At 40.0% G+C, this 21565-nt stretch carries 18 protein-coding genes; 7 read left to right on the forward strand and 11 right to left on the reverse strand.

What is annotated here, in order from left to right; translation table 11 throughout:
• Window positions 1–1287 (reverse strand): NAD(P)/FAD-dependent oxidoreductase, encoded by a 1287-nt coding sequence (locus tag NE848_RS15970; RefSeq protein WP_252115581.1) that lies wholly within the window; start codon window positions 1285–1287, stop codon window positions 1–3.
• A gap of 107 nt (window positions 1288–1394) precedes the next feature.
• Between NE848_RS15970 and NE848_RS15975 the strand changes: the two genes are divergently transcribed.
• Entirely contained in the window at window positions 1395–2393 is a 999-nt protein-coding gene (locus tag NE848_RS15975; RefSeq protein WP_252115583.1) for a glycoside hydrolase family 113, read from the forward strand.
• Between the two features lie 21 nt (window positions 2394–2414).
• Here NE848_RS15975 and NE848_RS15980 read toward each other — a convergent pair whose 3' ends face one another.
• The 8 genes from NE848_RS15980 to NE848_RS16015 all read right to left on the reverse strand — a co-directional run bounded on the left by NE848_RS15980 (window position 2415) and on the right by NE848_RS16015 (window position 8496).
• Window positions 2415–3101 (reverse strand): TIGR04283 family arsenosugar biosynthesis glycosyltransferase, encoded by a 687-nt coding sequence (locus NE848_RS15980; protein WP_252115585.1) that lies wholly within the window; start codon window positions 3099–3101, stop codon window positions 2415–2417.
• A gap of 7 nt (window positions 3102–3108) precedes the next feature.
• Window positions 3109–3909: a DUF547 domain-containing protein gene (locus tag NE848_RS15985; protein WP_252115588.1), complete on the reverse strand. Its 801-nt coding sequence runs from the start codon at window positions 3907–3909 to the stop codon at window positions 3109–3111.
• A gap of 133 nt (window positions 3910–4042) precedes the next feature.
• The gene (arsM, locus tag NE848_RS15990; protein WP_252115590.1) at window positions 4043–5011 is read right to left on the reverse strand and encodes an arsenosugar biosynthesis arsenite methyltransferase ArsM; all 969 of its coding nucleotides are present in this window, start codon (window positions 5009–5011) and stop codon (window positions 4043–4045) included.
• A 123-nt stretch (window positions 5012–5134) separates the two neighbouring features.
• A complete protein-coding gene (locus tag NE848_RS15995; RefSeq protein WP_252115592.1) occupies window positions 5135–5947 on the reverse strand; it encodes a purine-nucleoside phosphorylase in 813 nt (270 codons plus the stop codon).
• Window positions 5947–6552 (reverse strand): TIGR04282 family arsenosugar biosynthesis glycosyltransferase, encoded by a 606-nt coding sequence (locus NE848_RS16000; RefSeq protein WP_252115594.1) that lies wholly within the window; start codon window positions 6550–6552, stop codon window positions 5947–5949. The genes NE848_RS15995 and NE848_RS16000 overlap by 1 nt, the downstream gene beginning before the upstream one ends.
• Window positions 6553–7047 carry a rhodanese-like domain-containing protein gene (locus NE848_RS16005; protein ID WP_252115596.1) on the reverse strand — a complete coding sequence of 165 codons (495 nt, stop codon included), beginning with the start codon at window positions 7045–7047 and terminating at the stop codon, window positions 6553–6555.
• A 10-nt stretch (window positions 7048–7057) separates the two neighbouring features.
• Window positions 7058–8113, reverse strand: a complete 1056-nt coding sequence (arsS, locus tag NE848_RS16010) for an arsenosugar biosynthesis radical SAM (seleno)protein ArsS (RefSeq protein WP_252115598.1) — start codon at window positions 8111–8113, stop codon at window positions 7058–7060.
• Between the two features lie 47 nt (window positions 8114–8160).
• Window positions 8161–8496 (reverse strand): arsenosugar biosynthesis-associated peroxidase-like protein, encoded by a 336-nt coding sequence (locus tag NE848_RS16015; protein ID WP_143411608.1) that lies wholly within the window; start codon window positions 8494–8496, stop codon window positions 8161–8163.
• A gap of 538 nt (window positions 8497–9034) precedes the next feature.
• On the opposite strand from NE848_RS16015, the gene NE848_RS16020 reads away from it, so the two are divergent.
• The 5 genes from NE848_RS16020 (at window position 9035) to NE848_RS16040 (ending at window position 17655) form a co-directional block, all read left to right on the forward strand.
• On the forward strand, window positions 9035–10087 hold the full coding sequence (locus tag NE848_RS16020) for a helix-turn-helix domain-containing protein (RefSeq protein WP_252115600.1): 1053 nt from the start codon (window positions 9035–9037) through the stop codon (window positions 10085–10087).
• A 176-nt stretch (window positions 10088–10263) separates the two neighbouring features.
• Entirely contained in the window at window positions 10264–11334 is a 1071-nt protein-coding gene (locus NE848_RS16025) for a carbohydrate-binding family 9-like protein (RefSeq protein WP_252115602.1), read from the forward strand.
• Between the two features lie 8 nt (window positions 11335–11342).
• The gene (locus NE848_RS16030; protein ID WP_252115604.1) at window positions 11343–12455 is read left to right on the forward strand and encodes a putative glycoside hydrolase; all 1113 of its coding nucleotides are present in this window, start codon (window positions 11343–11345) and stop codon (window positions 12453–12455) included.
• A 398-nt stretch (window positions 12456–12853) separates the two neighbouring features.
• A complete protein-coding gene (locus NE848_RS16035; RefSeq protein WP_252115605.1) occupies window positions 12854–15943 on the forward strand; it encodes a SusC/RagA family TonB-linked outer membrane protein in 3090 nt (1029 codons plus the stop codon).
• Window positions 15944–15954: 11 nt separating this feature from the next.
• A complete protein-coding gene (locus NE848_RS16040) occupies window positions 15955–17655 on the forward strand; it encodes a SusD/RagB family nutrient-binding outer membrane lipoprotein (protein ID WP_252115607.1) in 1701 nt (566 codons plus the stop codon).
• Window positions 17656–17724: 69 nt separating this feature from the next.
• Here NE848_RS16040 and NE848_RS16045 read toward each other — a convergent pair whose 3' ends face one another.
• Complete coding sequence (locus NE848_RS16045; RefSeq protein WP_252115609.1) at window positions 17725–19203, reverse strand: SLC13 family permease; 1479 nt, start codon at window positions 19201–19203, stop codon at window positions 17725–17727.
• 136 nt (window positions 19204–19339) lie between these two features.
• Here NE848_RS16045 and NE848_RS16050 point away from each other — a divergent pair, with 136 nt between their 5' ends.
• Complete coding sequence (locus NE848_RS16050; protein ID WP_252115611.1) at window positions 19340–19798, forward strand: SRPBCC domain-containing protein; 459 nt, start codon at window positions 19340–19342, stop codon at window positions 19796–19798.
• Between the two features lie 91 nt (window positions 19799–19889).
• Here the strand turns inward: NE848_RS16050 and groL are convergent, their stop codons facing one another.
• Entirely contained in the window at window positions 19890–21530 is a 1641-nt protein-coding gene (gene groL, locus NE848_RS16055; protein WP_252115613.1) for a chaperonin GroEL, read from the reverse strand.
• Window positions 21531–21565: the final 35 nt, after the last annotated feature.

Genomic DNA, 21565 nt, shown 5'->3' on the forward strand with positions numbered 1-21565 from the left:
TTACATTAGCTGTAGATTATTCTTAAAACTCCTGAAAATCTCCTTTTCATAACGGTCGTAGAACTCGGGATCAAAATTAGCCAGCTTCAGATTGGCCAGGACGAATTCTATGCTCTTCTTTTCTGTAAGCCATCTATCCAGCACCTCATGTCGCATCCTGATCCCAAATGTATTTATACCAAGAAATTCTCCCGATTCCTTATTATAAGCAATGGTAATTGCCTTTGGTTCTTTTTGATGCTGCCAGTAAAAGTGTGATTCTTCCTCTTTGGGTTCAGGCCATACCCAGCCATAAGTCTGGTATTCTATATCAAAGAATTTAGCCGAATTGAACCAGTTCCCCGGCTCATATGCAGTACGTTTCCCCGTAAGGCTTCGGGCTACAGTTTCACCCATGATCCTTCCGGTATACCATACGGCTTCCACCGACTTACGCTGACCGATCTTCTCCCGGTGCTGAACACAATCCCCAATGGCATACACATCAGGCATATTGGTCTCCAGGTATTCATTTACCAGGATACCTTTTTCGGTATCGAGTGAAGTATTCTTCAGAAATTCGATATTTGGTTTCACGCCTGTACAAAGCCCCACCAACTGACATTCGATCTCTTCTCCCTCGCTGGTTCTAACAGCTTTTACCCTTCCATTCTCATCAGGAATGATCCTATCCAGTTCAGTGTCATGTTTCACCTCGACTCCATGAGAACGAACATGTGCAGATATCATTTCAGCCTCAGGGAGAGGCAGCACATTATGCCAGAAAGCTTTTTCACGAATAAGGAAAGTAACGTCTATCTTTCTCGTTCTAAGCATCTCGGCAAGTTCCACTCCAATGAGTCCACCGCCCACGATCACCGCCTTTTTTGTAAATTTCGTATTCTCCTCCAGCAACTCAAGATCCTGCTTGCTCACCAAACCCTGAACTCCGTCAAGGTCTTCACCTTCCCAGCCAAATTTGTTGTAGACAGATCCTGTAGCCAGGATAAGCTTATCATAATTCATGGACTCACCCTGAGAAAACTGCAATTCCTTTTTTTCAAAATCGATATTCTCCGCCCATGCTTTTTTGAGTTCAATCCTGTTCTTTTCCCAAAACCAGTCTTCGTAAGGCTTCAGATGCTCCCACTTCATATGCCCCATATAGACATACATAAGAGCCGTGCGAGAAAAGAAATAATCAGATTCGGCAGAGATCACTGTGATCTTATTATCAGATCTTTTCCGGATATGCCTGGCGGCCGTGATGCCCGAAATGCCATTTCCAATAATTACTATGTGCTCCATTAATTTTTCATAATTTGGCAAGGCTGATTATGCCAAAACTGTATTCGAGTAAAGTAAGCAGAAAATAGCCAGAATCCCAAGTACGGAGTTCAAATTATAGCTGAGACATGGCCTTATTAAAAAAGTATTTCAAATTATTGGCTTTTCTTACCGGAGTATTCTTATGTTCCTGTCAGGCTGATCTACCCCTGAATTCTAAAAAGCTGAACGGACTAAGCCTGGTTGCTTCAAGAGACAGTCTTACTCAAAATCATGTAGCAAAAATAGTAGATATTAACTCAAATGCAGTAGCTCTGATGCCGTTTGCATTTATGAGGGATAATAATGAACCTGAACTTTATTTTAATCTTGAGCGGCAATGGTTTGGAGAAAGGGTACAGGGAATAGAACAGGCAATCGAACTGCTTCATGAGAAGAAACTGAAGGTGATGCTGAAACCTCAAATATGGATAAGGAACGGGCAGTTCACAGGTGATCTGAATTTCAAAACCGAAAATGAATGGCTGGCTTTTGAGAATTCTTACCGGGAGTACATACTACTATATGCTTCAGTTGCCAGCGAATATAATGTTGAACTATTTTGCATTGGAACCGAACTATTCAATTTCGTTAATGAACGACCGGGATTCTGGAAAGACCTGATCGCTGAGCTAAGGAGAACTTATAAAGGGAAATTAGTCTATGCAGAAAACTGGGATAAAGTAGACAAAACTGAAATCTGGAAGGACCTGGATTATATAGGGGCTGATGCTTATTTCCCCCTAAGTGAAAAAATATCTCCAACCCAGGAAGAAATTCAGAAAGGATGGAAGCAGCATAAAGAAATGCTCAAAGAACTTTCCTCTACCTATCGTATTCCAGTCATGTTTACCGAATACGGTTACCGAAGTATTGATTTTGCATTAAAAGAACCCTGGAATTCTGACAGAGATATCAGCAGTGTGAATCACAACATACAAGCAAAAGCTCTATCTGTGCTCTATGAGGAATTCTGGACCGAGAACTGGTTTGCCGGAGGTTTTTTATGGAAATGGCATCAGCATGAGAAAGCCGGAGGTATTGAGAACATCGGTTCACTCCCCAAAACAAACCGGCCGAAAAGGTGATCAGGGAATATTATAGAAGATTCAGGAATTAAGCCTGTTGTAGTAATGTGCATATAGCTCCTCGGCGGTTGCCCCAAACCTTCTTTTCCAGTAAATCTCCACAAAAAGTAACTGTGTATTCCAAACTCCCATCTTTTCGTATAATCGGGCCGAAGTGGTTAACCAGTTTTTTATTATTGTGAACTGCTTTTGTTCATAGAGACGTTTTACGATCTCATTATCTTCGTAAACCTTGTACGACTCATCAAAACCGTCTATCTGCTCAAAAAGCTCTTTGCTCACGAAAAGGGATTGATCACCGCCCCGGCAGGAAATATGGTTGACTTTGGTAAGCCAGCCCATCAGATTAAGCCACCAGTGATCCTTATCGAACCTCATCTGAAAACAACCCGCTTTATTGCCTTTTTCAACTTCTTCAAGTATCAACCTATCAAAATTTTCAGGCGGGAAACTATCGGCGTGAAGAAAATAGAGCACCGGCGATCTGGCAATTCTGGCGCCGGAATTCATCTGTACAGCCCTACCTTTCTCGGAGCTTATAATTATGGTATTTTCAAAATCCCCCTCAATTTTTGTGCTTTCATCCGTACTTCCTCCGTCTACTATGATTATTTCTGAAATATAACCTGATGAACAACTCTCAAGATGACTTAAAAGTATCGGCAATTGCTTTTCTTCATTATAGACCGGAATTATAATGCTGATCATCAATCAACTATTTTGCTTCATTGAGATTCCAGTCATACTCCTTATAAGAAATAGTGGCTCCCGGATCAATTTTTATATTAGCGTAACGATTAACATATCCTATTAAGGTTTCACCGTTTTCAGTAAAATCACCCTTATACCAATCGAAAATCGAGGAAAGTTTAGCTGAGCCGGACGATATCTCGTTCTTATCGGAATTAATGAACTCCCTGGTGGCTCTTTCAAGCTGTTCTTCTATGTTCTCTGCATTATAAGCTTCATTCATCAGCTTCGGGCAGGAAATAGAAGCGCAATTGATCGCGAAATGTATTCGCGGTTCTTTCATTTTGCGGAGAATACTATTTTCCAGTCCTCCCAGGGATATCCTGGTGTCACCCACTTTAATAAACTCTTTGGTCCACGGTGAATCTATATCTTTAATGCTGTTCACAGGATAATTTCGAAGGATAAGATCTACCGTATAGGCATTGTAGAGATTGATATAGTAGGCCAGCAGTTCTGCCGTTGACCAACTTTCATCAGGATTCTGGTCAGACAACATTTTCAGATATTTATCGAGCTTTTCCCTGTCTTTTTTAAATCCCTGATAATCTACCATTCCCTCATCAGTAACATATTTCTGAAGAAGTTCATTCCAGGTGCTATGATCCAGTTTTACCGCCGATTCTTTATCTGTCAACACCTCATTGTTCACTGCAGGAGTAGGAAGCCCCTTGCTGTTAAAGCCCGCACTGGAAATAAGGTTACAGGAGGCAAAGGCGAAAACTCCCGAGATTAGGATTAAAAGGTTTAGAATAAGCTTTTTCATAGTTATTGTTTTGAATGTTTAGTTAATCCTGATCTATTTTCAAGGTATGGTTAAACAAACCTGAGGCGTTTAGTCAAAGCTTTCGACTGCGCCCAGCCTGACAGTAGTTTCTTCGAGCGGAGTCGAGAAATCTTTAACAACAGCCGCCACCATCATAATGCCAGGTTGACTCACTGATGAAAATATCATCCCGACCAAGGGCTGCTAAAGCACCTGCTGTTTTATCACAGATAGCCAGAGGCTGATTCTTCAGCAAAATATGCCCCTTTCCATCATCAAAATGATCCTGATCTCCATAATAAATCGCGGCTTTCCCGGTGAATATGCAGGGTCCATCCTCGGGCATCGGATCTTTGATCGCGGCAACTTCAATAGACTCTATATATACGAGATTTTTAGTAGGATAGTTTTTTGGATCCAGGATTCTATAAGGTTTTCTGGCCCTGATCTCTATTGTTCCGAAGCCTGCATCGGTTAAGGCTTTTACATATTCTTTTATGGGAAGGCTACCGCTAAGGCATAGTGCACGCAGTCTCTCATCATTTCTTAGCTCTTCATTCATCTCCTGCTCACAGGTTGGATCGCTCATAACCAGACGTCCGTGAGGCTTTAACACACGGTACATCTCCTTCAGGGCTTGAGTAAGTTCTTCGGTCTTGAAAATATTAAAAAGGCAATTCTGCGCGGCCACATCGATTGAATTATCCTCCACCGGAAGATCGGTAGCATCCCCCTTCTTAAGGTCCACAAAATCCGATCTGAACCAGGGATTCAATTCTTCAGCTTCCCGGAAATTCTTTCTTGAGGCTTCCAGCATTTCAGCCACTACATCAACACCTACAACCCCCGATTTCTGCCTTGAAAAATATGCGAACTGAAGCAATTCCATTCCGCCTCCTACCCCTACATAAAGGATTTTAGGATTATTGGTAAGATCCCTCGCATGTACGGTGGTCCCGCATCCGTAATTCATCTCCTGCATGATCCTGGGGATCTTAAGACCCGGTAATTCCCAGATTGGGTTGGTGGTACAGCACAATCCCACATCGGGTGTTAAAGCCGCCTCGCGGTAAACATCTTTTGTTGTCTCTAAATAGCTCATCTATTAATTATTTAATTAGATAATTTGAAGATTTGAAAATTAATTTTGCCAAATCCTCCAGGTTAAGGTCAAGGCCACTTAAAAATTATAAGATCAATTAAAAATCTTTATATCTTGTTTTCATTAAACCTTTTCCAGTACTCGTTTAAACAATTTAACCATATCCGGCTCGGCCTTTGCAGCCATAGCAAGTATGTCTTTTATGTCAACCTTTTCAAGGTTATCTGGATCTCCCTGATCTGTAATCACCGAAATCGCCGAAACGGGGATTTCCAGATGATTCGCGACGATCACCTCAGGCACAGTGCTCATTCCCACTGCGTCTGCTCCAATGATCTTTAAATACCTGTACTCGGCACGTGTTTCCAGTTGTGGCCCCAGAACCGAGGCATATACTCCCTTATGCAAGGTGATATTATACTCTTTGGCCGATTCTTCAAAAAGTCGGTTCATCTCAGGATCGTAAGGCTCACTCATATCTACAAACCGCTCTCCCAAACGCTCCACCCCATTGAATGCCAGGGGCGAACCTCCCTGGAGATTTATATGATCATCTATAAGCATCAATTCACCTTTTTTGAAATCAAGGTTAATGGCTCCAGAAGCATTTGATACCAGCATATGTTTTATGCCAAGTCTCTTCATTACCCTTACAGGATAGGTTACATCAAAAAGGCTATAGCCTTCATAGAGATGAAATCTTCCCTGCATCACCACTACATTCTTTCCCTGTAATTTCCCATAAATAAGCTTCCCTTTATGGAATTCTACAGTAGCGGTTGGAAAATAAGGGATATGATTATAACTGGTTTCCACTTCAATTTCAATATCGTCCAGTAATTGTCCGAGCCCGGTTCCCAGGATGATGCCTACTTCGGGTTCTCCAAAACCGCGGGCCTTAAGATATTCTACAGATTCGTCTATTCGGTCGGTCATTAGTTTAGAAATTTTTGAAAGTCCGGATGATCCTTAATATCATCCAGTACATCTATGTCATTTTGGGTTGATAGTAATTTGACTTTTGAGCCCTCCATATCTTTCAGTGTATCACGAAAAACACTGGAGGTACTCCATGCTTTATTTTTAAAGACCTCCGAATTTAAGGAATTCATCCCTAATAAATAATAACCGCCATCATTTGCAGGCCCCAGAACATAATCATTATCTTTTAAGTGACTGAACGCCTTCTCAATATCTTCAGTTTTAAGTTCATAAAGATCGGTCCCTATTATCACTATTCTCTTATAGCCTTCTTCAAATCCTTCCAGGAAAGCGTTCTTCATTTTCTCGCCAAGATCTCCTCCTTTCTGAAGTCTTTTATCAAAATCGCCATTATTCCACTGATCATTAGCGGCAATATTTTTCGAATAGTACACATGTTTGGTCACGGTTAAAGGAGCAGTGACCGTATATGAGTGCTCCAGAAGGAACTTATAGATCTCAAGAGCCTTATCCTCTCCAATGTCTCTGGAAAGTCTTGTTTTTACCTTACCCTTAACCGGGTTCTTGGTGAAAATTATAAGCAGATCTTCCTTGTACACCTAATAAACTTTTTCAGCGTTATTTAACCATTTGGACCAGTGCCTGGAGTAAGCGTGGACCTTCTCCGTTTCTTCTCCTTCAGGATTCACCACTTTATAGCCCTTGTTTTTCCAGGAAAAGATACCTCCATACAGATTCCAGACATTTTTAAAGCCGGCTTTCTGAAGTTTATTTCCTATCTCTTCAGATCTCACTCCAAGAGAACAGTAGACCACGATCTTTATTTCCTTAGGATATTCGGCCAGGTATGAGATATCAAATTCATTATAGCCAATAAAAGTGGCATGTTTAATATGGCTTACTTCATATTCTTCAGGCTCCCTCGCATCCAGGATAAGCACATTGCTATCCAGCTGATACATTCTTAATTCTTCCACAGAAATATAGGGAACTTCTCCCGAGTTATATTTTTCCAAAAGCTCGCCAACAGACTGCTGGGAATGAACATGAGGCATCATAAAATTTAAAATAAGAAGAACTAAAGCAGACTTCACAATTGATCGATTATGCAACACTCCCCTGGCAACTACTTCCGGCCCCGGCCGTACAGCCATAACAATGCTGAGAAATTATAATATTTCTGTCGTTGAGGACATCCTCGTTATATTCACTAATATGCTTCACCTTACTGTTTACCTTAAGGTCCAGCATCTGATTGAAATCGCAGTCATATAGCCAGCCATCCCAGCTAATAGAAATGGTATTGGTGCACATCACGTTTTCCACCGCTGCAGGATTGTAGGCATCAACCAGCGCATACATATAATCTTCATAATTATCTGAAGCGATCAGGTATTCCAGAAACCGGCTTATAGGCAGGTTTGTAATTGCAAACAGACTATCGAAATCTATATTAAAATCCTCTTTCAAAGCTTTTTTAAAATCACTTTGCATCGCCTGCTGGTTCGTTGGTAAAAATGCACCCGCAGGATTATAGACCAGGTCCAGTTTCAGTCCGGTACCTTCCTGTGCATAACCCACTGCATTAAGCATCTGAAGAGCTTTTATGGACTTATCGAATACTCCATTACCTCGCTGTTTATCGGTTCTTTCCCTCTTATAGAAAGGAAGCGAGGAAACAACATGCACATTATGTTTCTTAAAGAACTCTGGCAGGTCGTGGTATTTTTTGTTAGCCAGAATAATGGTAAGATTAGAACGCACAATAAAATCTTTTATCCCAGCTTTAGAGGCCTCTTCCACAAACCATCTGAAATTTGGATTCATCTCTGGTGCTCCCCCGGTGAGATCAAGAGTATGAGCTCCTGTATTTTTTACCACCTCAAGACACTGCTTCATGGTCTCGATGGTCATGATCTCCTTCCTGTCTGGCCCGGCATCAACATGACAATGTGAACACACCTGGTTGCACATATAACCTAGATTGATCTGTAAAATTTCAAGTTTTTTAGGTTTTAAAGGGAAGTTCCCTGTTTGGGCAATCTTATCCTTAAATAAAGGAAGCTCTCCTTCTTTAAAGATACCATTTCTTAAAAATTCCAGTTGATTTGCAGGGCTGGAAAGGTCATCTTTCCTCGCTTTTAGAGACTTAATAGACATAAAGGGTTTTAAAGTGATATGAGTTAGTTCAATTTTTCTGAAATAACTTACATACTCAATTTTTTGTATTTATTCATCATTTGCACTCCATGAACAAGAGTAGCTCCACTTTCTATAGCGGCGCCTGCATGTACGGCTTCCATCATTTCCTCCTTGGTAATCCCACGCTGCAGACCATCTTTAGTATAGGCATCTATACAATAAGGACATTTTACAACGTGTGAAACAGCAAGTGCTATCAGGGATTTTTCACGGGCAGACAATGCACCCTCCTCAAACACTTTCCCGTAATAATCAAAGAATTTATTACCAAGTTCTTCACTCCATTCGGTTATTTCACCGAATTTTCTCAAATCGGCAGGATCATAATAATTTTTAGACATAGCGAAATAATTATGCTTAAAGCATTTTAGATATTTACGAAAATTTTAGGCGATCAGTTTTACAAAGGTACAACGCCCGTAATGGCAAGAATGATAAGTAAAAAAACAATAACAACGAGTATAACAATCCATAATTTTGATCGGGACTTATCAGTTCTGGTTTCTGTTGATTGATTTTTTCCATCTTCCGACTCATGATGTTTGGTTGGAACTGGCGAAGACCTGTCTTTTTTTGCACTCATAATACTACTTTTCCTGAATTTAAAATAAAAAAGGCCTATTGAGAAGTCTCAAAATATATTTAACAAATTCTTTTCATTCCCGGTTTTTACCTCTTAAATACTGAAGTAGTACTAAAATCGGGCTTTGGGAGATTACGAATAACGTTTTTCGCATTACAATTATCTCAAAAAAAGATATGTTTCGGTGTAATTCTTAATTTTTTCACACAAATTATAATTTTACACCTTCATTTTTTTAAGATAATTTGTTAAAAACGCTTAACTTTAAAAAGGCGTTATTTGCACCACCACCGCATATGAGAATAAATGTAAAAACCTTACCGGTAAATGAGATTCTAGAGGACATTGCTAATTGTTTGAACACCGATTTAAAAGACAACAGCGGTGAGCTAACCATTAAAATTCCTTCTGAGATTGGAGAGGGCTATATTCGAGGATGTAGCTTTGACTCCGGTATTGGGTTTGTTACATATAACTGTAAATTCTTTGAAGACGTAGAAATACATTTTTCTATCAATACCGTACATCCGCTTAAGTTCATATTCTGTTCTGAAGGAAATATTGAACATTGTTTTCAAAAAAGTGATAAGATCCATAAAATTGATACTTACCAGAACATAGTGGTGAGTAGTAGTGGTTATGATGGACACATACTTTACTTTAAAAAGGATGTGGCCACACATGTTTCGAGCTTGGAAATTATAAGGTCTATTTTTGCTCACAGGTCAAATTATGATTTTAAAGATCTGGATCCCACCCTTAAAGAGTTGTTCAAGGATTCTGTGTCTAAAAACCAATTCTTCTACCAGGGAAATTATAGCATCAAGGCTGCCGACCTTATGGATGCCATAAACACCAAAGATTATACAGGCTTTTTAAGAAATCTATTCCTGGAAGGAAAGGCCTTTGAAATGATGGTTATTCAGATCGCCCAGTATGAAGATGATGAAAATGGTGAAAACCTGCCAAAGATCCTCAGAAAATCTGACATCAAGAAAGTTGATTATGTTGCAAAACGCATACAGGGGGATCTAAGTACAAATCCAACCGTGGAATCGCTGGCCAAGGAAGCCGGCACCAATGTAAACAAACTTCAGGAAGGTTTTAAGTATGTATACAATCTCACGGTTAATAAATATATGCAGCATGTAAAACTTGAAGCTGCTAAGGAAATGCTCATGCTTTCAGAGAAAAATATTTCAGAGATCGTAACCGCCATAGGCCTGAACAACCGAAGCTATTTCTCAAAGATCTTTAAGGAAAAATATGGGGTAAGTCCTAAATACTTTTTGAAGAGCAAAAAATACCCTAATGAAGATGAACAGGAAAAAGTAAAGTCAGCTAATTAAGCTTTACTTATTCCTACAGTCAACTAGCTTATAACTTTCTATTCACAACAACCTATCTAATCTATACTGCGTAAGTAGCTTGGTATACTTTCCATCTAATAAAAATTTCAAAATTCTACTTTAGTAAAATTTTTATATTAGTATATTAGTTTAAATAAAAAACTAATTATAAGGAGATGGGATCATTAAACTTTTATAGAAGTATTCTTTTTATTTTGTTGATCTCATTTGGTGTTACAGCCCAGAAATCCAACACTCCCAGAACATATATTACCTATAAGACAAATCAGCCATTAAAAATAGATGGGCTTGATAGTGAAGATGCCTGGCAAAAAGCTACGTGGAGTCAGGATTTTATTGACATTGAAGGAAAGAAAATTCCTGAGTTTAAAACCAACCTAAAGATGCTCTGGGATGAACAATACCTCTATTTCTTTGCAAAATTGGAAGAACCTCATGTTTGGGCGACCTTAAAACAAAGGGATACGGTAATTTTTTATAACAACGATTTTGAAATCTTTATAGATCCCGATGGTGATTCTCATAATTATATGGAATTAGAAATGAATGCCCTGAACACCATCTGGGACCTCTTCATAGTAAAACCATACAGAGAACCTGCTCCCATTATAGACAACTGGGATATTAACGGCTTAAAATCGGCAGTAAATATAAATGGAACTTTAAATGACCCTTCTGATACTGATAAAGGCTGGAGTGTAGAAATAGCCATTCCCTGGGCTGCACTTAATGAAGCAAATCCTCATAATAGAATTCCTAAAGACGAATTCTGGCGAATTAATTTCTCAAGGGTGAACTGGGATTTCCAGCTTAAGAACGGCACATATTCAAGAAAAAAAGATTCCAGTGGCAACTTTTTACCTGAATATAACTGGGTTTGGTCTCCGCAGGGAATAATTAATATGCATGAACCTGAACATTGGGGTTATGTATATTTTTCACCGAAAGTAGTGGGGCAAAAAGACAGTTTCAATATTCCGCAGGATGAAAAGATAAAATGGTTTCTCTATAAATTGTATCGTAATCAAAAGTCCTTTCATAATGAGAATGGAAAATGGGCAACTAAAATTGAAGATATATTATCCCAAAGAGTCCAGATTGAAGGAAAAAAGATTGAACCTGAACTTGAAAATCATCGGAGCGGATGGAATATCTCAGCAGTAAGTCCATTCACTAACAGCATCTATATAATTAAGGAGGATGGAGATTTAATTAAAATAAAATAAGCTTTTGTATGAAAACCAACCAGCTCTTTATCGTTTTACTATTATTTGTCCTGGCTTCGTGCAGGGAAAACAAGTCCAACGAAGAAGTCGCAAACAAAGAAAGCATAGAAAAGAAACTTTCGGATGATTTCAAATTTTGGGTATGGACTTCTGCCAATGAAAAAAAAACAGACTCATCTTATATCCAGGAATTCAAGAAATATAGTGAGAATGGCATTGACGCTGTTTTGATTAACACCAATACAGATCCAAAACTATTATCAAGGGTTGCGCCTCTTGCAAAAGAGGCAGGCCTGGAAGTTCACGCATGGATCATGGCGATGAACCGACCCGGAGACAGCATAGCACTCCAGCATCCAGACTGGTATGTGGTGAGCAGAAATGGAAAATCCACATTTGATACAAGACCCTATGTAGATTATTACCAATGGCTTTGCCCTACCCGGGAAGACTCCAGGAACCATGTGCTTAACCTTGTTGAAGGGCTGGCTAAAGTAGAAGGCGTCTCGAGTGTTCATCTTGATTACATCAGATTTCCAGATATTTTTCTGCCAATTGGCCTACTACCAAAATATGACCTCGAACAGGAGGAAGAATTGCCACAATTCGATTTCTGTTATTGCGAGGTATGTGTAAGTGAATTTGAAAAAATACATCATAAAAACCCATTGGAATTTGAAAACCCTGCATTGGATATGGAATGGAAACAATTCCGGTTAAACAAGATCAAAGCAGTGGTTGATGATGCCTACGAGATCGCTCACTCAAATGATAAAGAACTAACGGCTGCCGTTTTCCCCTATCCTGAAATGGCTGACCATATGGTGCGCCAGCGTTGGGATAAATGGAAGATAGACGCTGTACTACCCATGATATACCATAATTTCTATAACGAAGAAATCGATTGGATTGGATTTGCAACAAAACAGGGGATGAAAGATCTAAGCTTAGGAAATACCCAATTACATACCGGGGTATTCGTTCCGGCTATGGATGCTTCTGAACTTGGCAAAGCCATACAGCTTGCCAAAGAAAATGGAGCAAAAGGAATATCATTTTTCGACGGAAACGCCCTTACCGAAGAACATCTTAAGATGATAAAAGAGGCTCAGCACAAATAACTTATCACCAGTTTCTTAACATTCCGATTGTAACCCTTCAACCTTAAAACACCAATAAGTATTTAAACATCAGAGCGATGCAATCCCTCATCAATAAGGTCTTCCGAGGGATTGCCTTCTTCCCGACCACAGACGGATTAAAAAATTTTCTTAAAAGCAAATTTTAATTAATTACTTCTTTGAATAATAAATAATTAAATTTTTTATTTAAGTTCTAAAAGTTCTTATTATTTTAGCTATAACGTTTTCGATAGAGTCACTGTTTTAGAGCAGTTTAACACAGTCTAACGAAAATTTTACAAAACGATTGACATAGCATTCAAATTTATTAAGTGCAACTGTTAAAAAATTTTAAGTATTGTTCATCAAATTCTAACCAAAAATTAAAATTAAAACGTATGGGTAAAAAATTATTTTTCCTGTTAAGCGTGATGTTGTTATCATTCAGTCAAAACATCACGGCACAGGAACAAACTGTAACGGGAACAGTTACCGATGGAGAGAATGGCCTTCCATTACCGGGAGTTACCGTTCTTGAAAAAGGCACCGCTAATGGGGTAGCTACCGATTTTGACGGAAACTACTCCATAACTGTAGCGGAAGATGCCGTTCTCGTATTCTCTATGATAGGATTTGGAAGTCAGGAAATCGAGCTGGAAGGTAGATCTACTTTGGATGTAGTAATGTCGGTTGATGCCGAAGCCCTTGACGAGGTTGTTGTAACCTCACTGGGTATAACGAGAGAAAAGAAATCTCTGGGGTATGCAGTTACAGAGCTTGAATCTGAAGAAATCAACACCGTTAAGAACTATAATGTCGCCAGTTCCCTTGTTGGTAAGGTAGCCGGACTTGTAGTAAACCAGTCAAGTGGGGTTGGATCGGGTTCCAGAATAACAATTCGAGGTAACAACACGCTTACCGGAAATAATCAGGCACTTATAGTTGTTGACGGTATTCCAATCGACGCTTCAGGAACCGAATCAGGAGGTAGTATTTACAACAGTACCGTGACAGGGGGTGGTATTACAGATATAAACCCGGCTGACATTGAGTCGGTATCTGTACTTAAAGGACCTAATGCTGCAGCCCTATATGGATCAAGAGCTGCCAGTGGGGTAATACTGATCACTACTAAAAAAGGTACAAAAGGTAAAGGACTAGGTATTTCAATAAACTCAAATATCTCTATTGAAGAGCCTATGTTTTTACCGGAATTTCAAAATGAATATGGACAGGGTATTAATGGAGCTCCATATGCCGATTTAGAGAACTTCGGCGGATCATCCTGGGGATCCAGGCTTGATGGTTCACAGCAGCTTTATTATACCGGAGAAGAAAGACCTTATGTTGCTCAACCGAATAATATAGAAGATTTCTTCGAAAATGGAATCCAAAGTATCAATACCCTTTCAATGGATAAAGGAGGGGAAGATTATAGTTTAAGATTTTCTTACACTAATAATGCAACAACATCGGTTATTCCAAATTCCGAACTTCAGAGTCACAACTTTAACCTAAGAGGGGTGGTTGACCTGTCAGATAAATTAAGTCTGGATAGCAAAGCTACTTATTTCACACAGGAACTTAATAATCGTGTGAATTTAGGAACAGAGGGTGTTCTTGCTTTCGTCTACAGAATGCCAAGAAACGTAGCGATTAATGACCTGAAAAAGTATAAGCCTTCCCTTTGGGCAAATCCGGAAATGTTCGGTGATGAATATGCATCCATTAGTTATGCCGGACAGAACAAAAGTATCGGTAACCCTTACTGGATGCTTAATGAAGACACTAATGACGAAAGAAGAGATCGCTTTTTAGGTTTCACTAAACTTAATTATGAATTTAACGATTGGCTTTCAGCCTTTGCAAGAGTGGGTGGCGATGTAACGAACATCCGCACTGATTACATCCAGGATTACGGTCATCACTTTTTCTATGACGGGCGTCTTTCCCTAAGCACCAGAAAGAATACCGAGATCAATGCCGATTTTCTTTTAACAGCTGACAAAGATCTGACCGAAAAATTGAATCTGGTAGCTAACGTAGGAGGTAGTTTATCTAAAAGGACCTTTGAAACAATGAATGTTTCCGGATCTCAGTTTAGATTACCTTCACGTTCATTCCTTAACAATACCAATGTTCAATCGAGCAGCCACACTCCACTAGGAGTAAAAAAGATTAACTCTCTTTACGGATCGTTCAGCTTTTCTTACGATGATCTTATGTATCTGGACCTTACTGCCAGAAATGACTGGTCTTCTACTTTAAGCGAGAATAACCGTTCGTATTTTTATCCCTCGGTTAGTTACTCGCTTTTAGCTGACAGGTTTATAGATCCAAACAAAAGTGTTTTCAACATGTTGAAACTAAGAGCCAGCTGGGCACAGGTTGGTAACGACACTGGCGTATATCAGCTGTATCAAACCTTCAGCGTACCTCAGGACGGGTATCTGGGACTTACTGTTCTTGAAGGACCAAGCGTAAAACTAAATCCTGATCTAAAGCCAGAGAGTGTAACCTCTACAGAAATCGGTCTGGAATTCAACATGTTCCAGAACAGGATTTATGGGGACATTTCGGTTTATGATATCACCACAACTGATATGATCTTTAATGTACCGGTTCCTTTTGCAACAGGATACAGCTTCTTTAAAGAGAACATTGGAGAAGTTCAAAACCAGGGTATTGAAGCAATGATTGGCGGGGTTCCGGTCAGAACCGAAAACTTCAGATGGGATATAAGCGCTAATTTCTCTAAAAATGAGAATAAACTAATTGAACTAATTGAAGGTCTTGATTACACCGTACTTAACTCACTAGGCGGGCTTTCAGTTAGGGCCGAAGTCGGCGGGGGAATTGGAGACATGTACGGTTCAACCTGGAAAACCAACGAGAACGGAGAGCGCCTCGTAAATGCTGAAGGATTTCCACTTGCTTCCGTAGAGCGGGAGAAACTTGGAAATGCCCAACCAGATTGGATAGGAGGACTTAGCAACACTTTGACGTACAAGAACTGGAATTTAAGGTTCCTTATTGACGGAAGATTTGGAGGCGAAATTTATTCAGCTACCTCTTCTTACCTTGACGCGGCCGGGGTTTCTGAAAGAAGCCTTCAGTACAGAGAAGAAGGCATTGTTATAGACGCCATAAACGAAGAAACAGGAGAGCCCAACACCACAGCGATAACCGCCCAGGAATATTGGGGCAGTTACTCTGGCATCACATCTAATTATATCTATGACCAGACCAATGTACGATTAAGGGAGTTTTCATTAACTTATAGATTCCCGGGTGAATTTACCGATAGTATCGGGCTAAATTCAGCTTCTGTTGGACTAATAGGAAGAAACCTGTTCTTCCTTTACAAGGACGCTGAGGATATTGATCCGGATTCCTCTATTGGTACCGGTCTTTCCGGTCAGGGTATCTCACTGAACAACGCACCAACTATTCGTAGTCTGGGATTAAATGTTAATATTAAATTTTAATGAAAAAAATTATGAAAGGAATATTGAAAATCTTTAGTACGACTTTGCTGTTGATTTTTTCATTATCGAGTTGTTCAGATTTTGAAGAGATAAACACCAAGCCTGATGCCTTTACTTCAGAGGAAGTAAGTGCAAAATACTTTCTAACAGGTATACAGATAGAGCTATACGCACCTAATCGCTATCCTTACTGGAGAGCACAATTAATACATGCCGATCGCTTTGCCGGAATGTTCACCTTTGGTTTTAACGGGTGCTGGTGGAATGATGGTCTGGCTTATTCTTATAGCGGGGGATACACTGATGCTTCCTATGACTGGATGGCCAGCTATGTAAGTAAACTAAGCGTTTATCAGAATTTTGTAAAAGAAGGAGGAGATCTGGAAAATGAGAATTATTATGCTTTAGGTCTTATAATGAAGGGACTTTATTATCAAATGTATACCGATACTTTTGGTATGGTTCCTTACACCGAGGCTTCAAACCCAGATATCATTACTCCTAAATTTGATACACAGGAGGAAATCTATAGAGGTGTGATCGCCGATCTGGACCGTGCAATGGAGATTATTGGTAGTCAAACCGAAACAGGAACCGGGGTAGAGCTTTTAACCAGTAATGACCTTTTCTTTAATGGTAACCTTCAGCAATGGAAGAAAATGGCCAACACCCTTAAATTAAGAATGGCCTTACGAGCTCAGGGTGCAACGGGTGCCGATTTTGCTGAAACTGCAATCTCAGAAGCTCTTTCAAACCCTTTGCTAAGCGAGGAAGATGATAATGCATTACTTCCAAAAGATATAGAAATCAGTCAATGGGCGAATGCTGCCTATGGTGATGTATGGCATAACTTCGGTGGTAGAGGTTCTAAATGGAAAGTAGGCAAAACAGTTGTAGACTATTTGCGAGACAATAATGATCCTAGACTACCACATTATGCCGAACCTATTATGGGAGGTGAAGTAACATTCACAAAACCAGCAGAAGGTTCTGGGGTGGCTTTATTCGATAAGTATGTCGACTTCATATTAGAACAACTTGATAATGCCGGAGTTTCTTACACAAGAACAGATTCAGGAGATGAAGTCGTGATCAATGTATCAGACGAAGAACCATATTATGTGGGGCAACCAACCAGGCTGAATGGCGACATTTATCCTCACGTGAAGTATGAATTGTTCTCCGCCCCCGCTGAATGGATTGTGAATCCAAAGAATTCTGGTGAGCCAATCTTTCCTGAAGTGGTAATGACGGCTGCTGAAGGGAACTTTCTTCAGGCAGAAGCCATCGTTAAAGGCCTTGGAAGTGGTGATGCTCAAACTTATTACCAGAATGGTATAGCTGAAGCCATGAAAATATGGAATGTAGGTCAGGATGAAATAGATAACTTCCTTGCTACTGAAGACATGTCCCTGCTCAATGGATCCATGGAAGAGAATCTTGAGAAAATTGCTATCCAAAGATGGCTGGCTGCATATACTGATGGCTTTGAGGCCTGGGCTATTGTTCGTGACACAGGATACCCGGTTGAATTAGCCAATGGAGTATCTGATTATGACCTATATTCTGCTGGAACCTTAAATGGTGAATATCCACAAAGAATGCGTTACGGTAATCAGGAATACAATACCAATGGTGCAAATCTTGAGGCTGCAATTCAAATTCAGGGACCTGACGAACAGGGAACTGAACTCTGGTGGGCTCAAAATTAGATTTCATCATTGTTTTATTTGAAATAGTTTGTGAAAAAAAGGAGGTTTATCACCTCCTTTTTTTATTTCCTATACGGGTATTTCAAATTTTTCAGGAATGATTTCCGGGTCAAAATCCCAGATTAGTGGCAGGGCAAAATATACCACCAGGCTTATAATTATGATAGACACTATATTCATCCAGATCCCGGTTCTAATCATATCAGGGATATGCAAATGACCAGATCCAAAAACAACTGCATTAGGCGGAGTGGCCACTGGAAGCATAAAGGCACATGATGCCGCTAATGTAGCTCCAACCATCAAAAAGTAGGGATGCAGATCCAGTGCGATGGCCATGGGCGCCAGTATCGGCAAAAGCATGGCGGTTGTCGCCAGATTGGAGGTAACCTCTGTTAAGAAATTCACTGCGGCAATAAGCACTACCACTAATAGAAAGAGCGGAAGGTTTTCCAAATTAGCCAACTGCTCTCCTATCCAAACTGCCAAACCGGAATCACTAAATCCCTTTGCAAGGGCCATGCCTCCCCCAAAAAGTATAATTATTCCCCAGGGAATCTTCACTGCTTCTTCCCAGCTGATTAGTTTTGTCTTAGGTTTTCCCGAAGGAATTATAAAAAGAACAACAGCAGCAGCCATTGCAATAATAGTATCGTCTATAAATGGAAGGAATGGCTGTATCAGAAAACTTCGGCTAATCCAGCAAAAGGCAGTAAGAATAAAAACCAGGAGCACTCTTTTTTCCTGTTTGTTCAGTTTTCCTAATTGCTTCAGCAAACGCTGTATTTCTTCCTTTCCTCCCGGAAATTTACTCTGCTGAAAATTAAAAGCTTTTACCGTTAAATATTTCCAGCATAAAAAAAGTAAAGCTACAGAAACAGGTAACCCCAGCATCAGCCATTTGAGAAAACTGATCTCAATACCATAAAGTTCCTGAACAATTCCTGCCAGAACAAGATTGGGCGGGGTTCCTATCAAAGTTGCCACTCCCCCAATAGAAGCACTATAAGCAATCGCAAGCATTAAGGCTTTTCCAAAAATTTTGTTTTCATCTTCAACTGTATCCGGATTATCCTGTAATTGTGAGATTATAGCTGTTCCTATTGGAAGCATCATTACAGTTGTAGCGGTGTTGGAGATCCACATAGACAAAAAGGCTGTAGCTACCATAAACCCAAGAATGATCAAACGGATATTGGTCCCTATGATATTGATTATAGTAAGCGCTATCCTTTTATGCAGATCCCATTTCTCGATCGCAACGGCAAGAATAAAACCTCCAAGATACAGAAACACATATTTATGCCCGAAAGCAGCCGTTGTCGTTTCAATATCAACTGCTCCAGTTAGAGGAAATAGAATGATCGGTAAAATTGCTGTGACCGCAATTGGAATCGCTTCAAAAACCCACCAAAGAGCCATCCAGATCGTAACACAAAGAACATCAAACGCTTCGTGGGACATGGAAGAAGGTTTCCCTAATATTTGTAGTATAACAAAGATCATTGGCCCCAGAAGAAGAACGAGTCTCTTAATATTTTGATTCATATCAGGTCGGTTTTCATAGCCAAGATAAATAAAATAATAAGTGTTTACCCCAACCGGGTTAATCTCATCATTAAGGCTTAAAATTCAGTAAATGAATAATTTTTACGAACTTTAACCTTATACCTAAACAGATCTTATGACTCAGCTTGAAATTAATACAGCACTCCAGATTCATAAACCCATTAATGAAGTATTTGATGCCATAATAGACCCGGCTAAAATGTCTAATTATTTCATTTCAGAAAGCAGTGGAAAAATGATCGAAGGAGAAAAGATTACCTGGAAATTCCCTGAATTTGATGAGAAATTCCCTATCGAAGTAATAAAAATCAGCAAACCTGAACTAATAGTTTTCGAATGGGAAGGAGCACCCGGAAAAAAGCTAAAAGTAGAAATGAGACTCGAATCAAAATCTGAAAACGATACTCTTTTAAGAATCACAGAGGGGAAAATGGACACCAGTGATGAAGGCATTCGGTGGCTTGGAAGAAATTCTGAAGGATGGGCTAACTTCCTGGCATGCCTTAAAGCATATCTGGAATTTGGAATCAACCTTCGCAAAGGAGGCTATGACTTTATGAAAGAACCAAAATAAATCTAAGCCAGGCATAAAAATAAAAACCCTGCTTCGACTTCGAAGCAGGGTTTTTTATTAAGCAGTTTAAATTTAAACTCCAATGTCTATCTTACATCATTCCTGGCATTCCGCCACCCATACCTTGTGGCATTCCACCACCACCGGCATTTTCTTCAGGAATATCCATCAGTGCACATTCGGTGGTAAGGATCATTCCAGCAACCGAAGCAGCATTTTCAAGAGCTACTCTCGTTACTTTCTTAGGATCGATAATACCGGCCTTCATCATATCTACAAACTGATCGGTCTTCGCATCGTATCCGAAGTCCTTTTTACCTTCAAGTACTTTATTGATCACAACAGAGCCTTCACCTCCTGCATTCTCTACAATGGTTCTCAGAGGAGACTCGATAGCTCTGGCCACGATCTGAATACCTGTTGCCTCATCGGCATTTTCAGCCTTTATTTTATCAAGCACGGCCTTAGCTCTAACAAGAGCCACACCACCACCGGCAACAATACCTTCTTCAACGGCAGCTCTCGTCGCGTGAAGGGCATCATCTACACGGTCTTTTTTCTCTTTCATTTCAACTTCTGAAGCTGCACCAACATAAAGTACGGCTACACCTCCTGCAAGCTTAGCAAGACGCTCCTGAAGTTTTTCTTTATCGTAATCTGAAGTAGTAGACTCTATCTGAGCTTTGATCTGATTTACACGATCTTTGATAGCCTGATCTTCTCCAGCACCGTTCACGATAGTTGTATTATCCTTATCGATAGCTACTTTTTCAGCAGTACCAAGCATATCGATGGTCGCGTTCTCAAGAGTGAAACCTCTTTCCTCAGAGATCACTGTACCTCCTGTTAGGATAGCGATATCCTCAAGCATTGCTTTTCTACGGTCACCAAATCCTGGAGCCTTAACGGCAGCGATCTTAAGTGATCCGCGCAGTTTATTAACTACAAGTGTAGCAAGGGCCTCTCCATCTACATCTTCAGCTATGATCAATAATGGTTTTCCAGACTGAGCTACTGGCTCAAGTACAGGAAGCAGATCTTTCATTGAAGATATCTTCTTATCAAAAAGAAGGATATAAGGATCTTCAAGATCGGCAGTCATTTTTTCTGAATTGGTCACAAAATATGGAGAAAGGTAACCTCTGTCGAATTGCATACCTTCTACCACGTCTACGTGAGTTTCAGTTCCTTTGGCTTCTTCAACGGTGATCACCCCCTCTTTTCCTACTTTTTCGAAAGCCTGGGCGATAAGATCGCCTATTTTGTCATCATTGTTTGCTGAAATAGCTGCAACCTGCTTGATTTTTTCCGAAGAATCTCCAACCTCTTTGGTTTGCTTGGCAAGATCGGCAGTTAATGATTCCACAGCCTTGTCGATTCCTCTTTTAAGATCCATTGGGTTAGCACCAGCGGCAACGTTCTTCAGACCTTCTTTTACTATAGCCTGGGCAAGAACTGTTGCGGTTGTAGTACCGTCACCGGCAAGATCGTTGGTCTTGGAAGCAACTTCCTTCACCATTTGAGCTCCCATATTCTCAAGAGCATCTTCAAGCTCGATCTCTTTAGCCACAGTAACACCATCTTTGGTTACTGTTGGAGCACCGAATGATTTACTAATAATAACATTACGCCCTTTTGGACCCAAAGTCACCTTTACGGCGTTTGCAAGAGCATCTACTCCACGTTTGATCCCGTTACGGGCCTGGATGTCAAATTTTATATCTTTTGCCATTTTATTAATTTTTTAATTTTCAAGAGTTCTATTAA

It is taken from the genome of Gramella jeungdoensis, assembly GCF_023805255.1.
Lineage (GTDB): Bacteria > Bacteroidota > Bacteroidia > Flavobacteriales > Flavobacteriaceae > Christiangramia > Christiangramia jeungdoensis.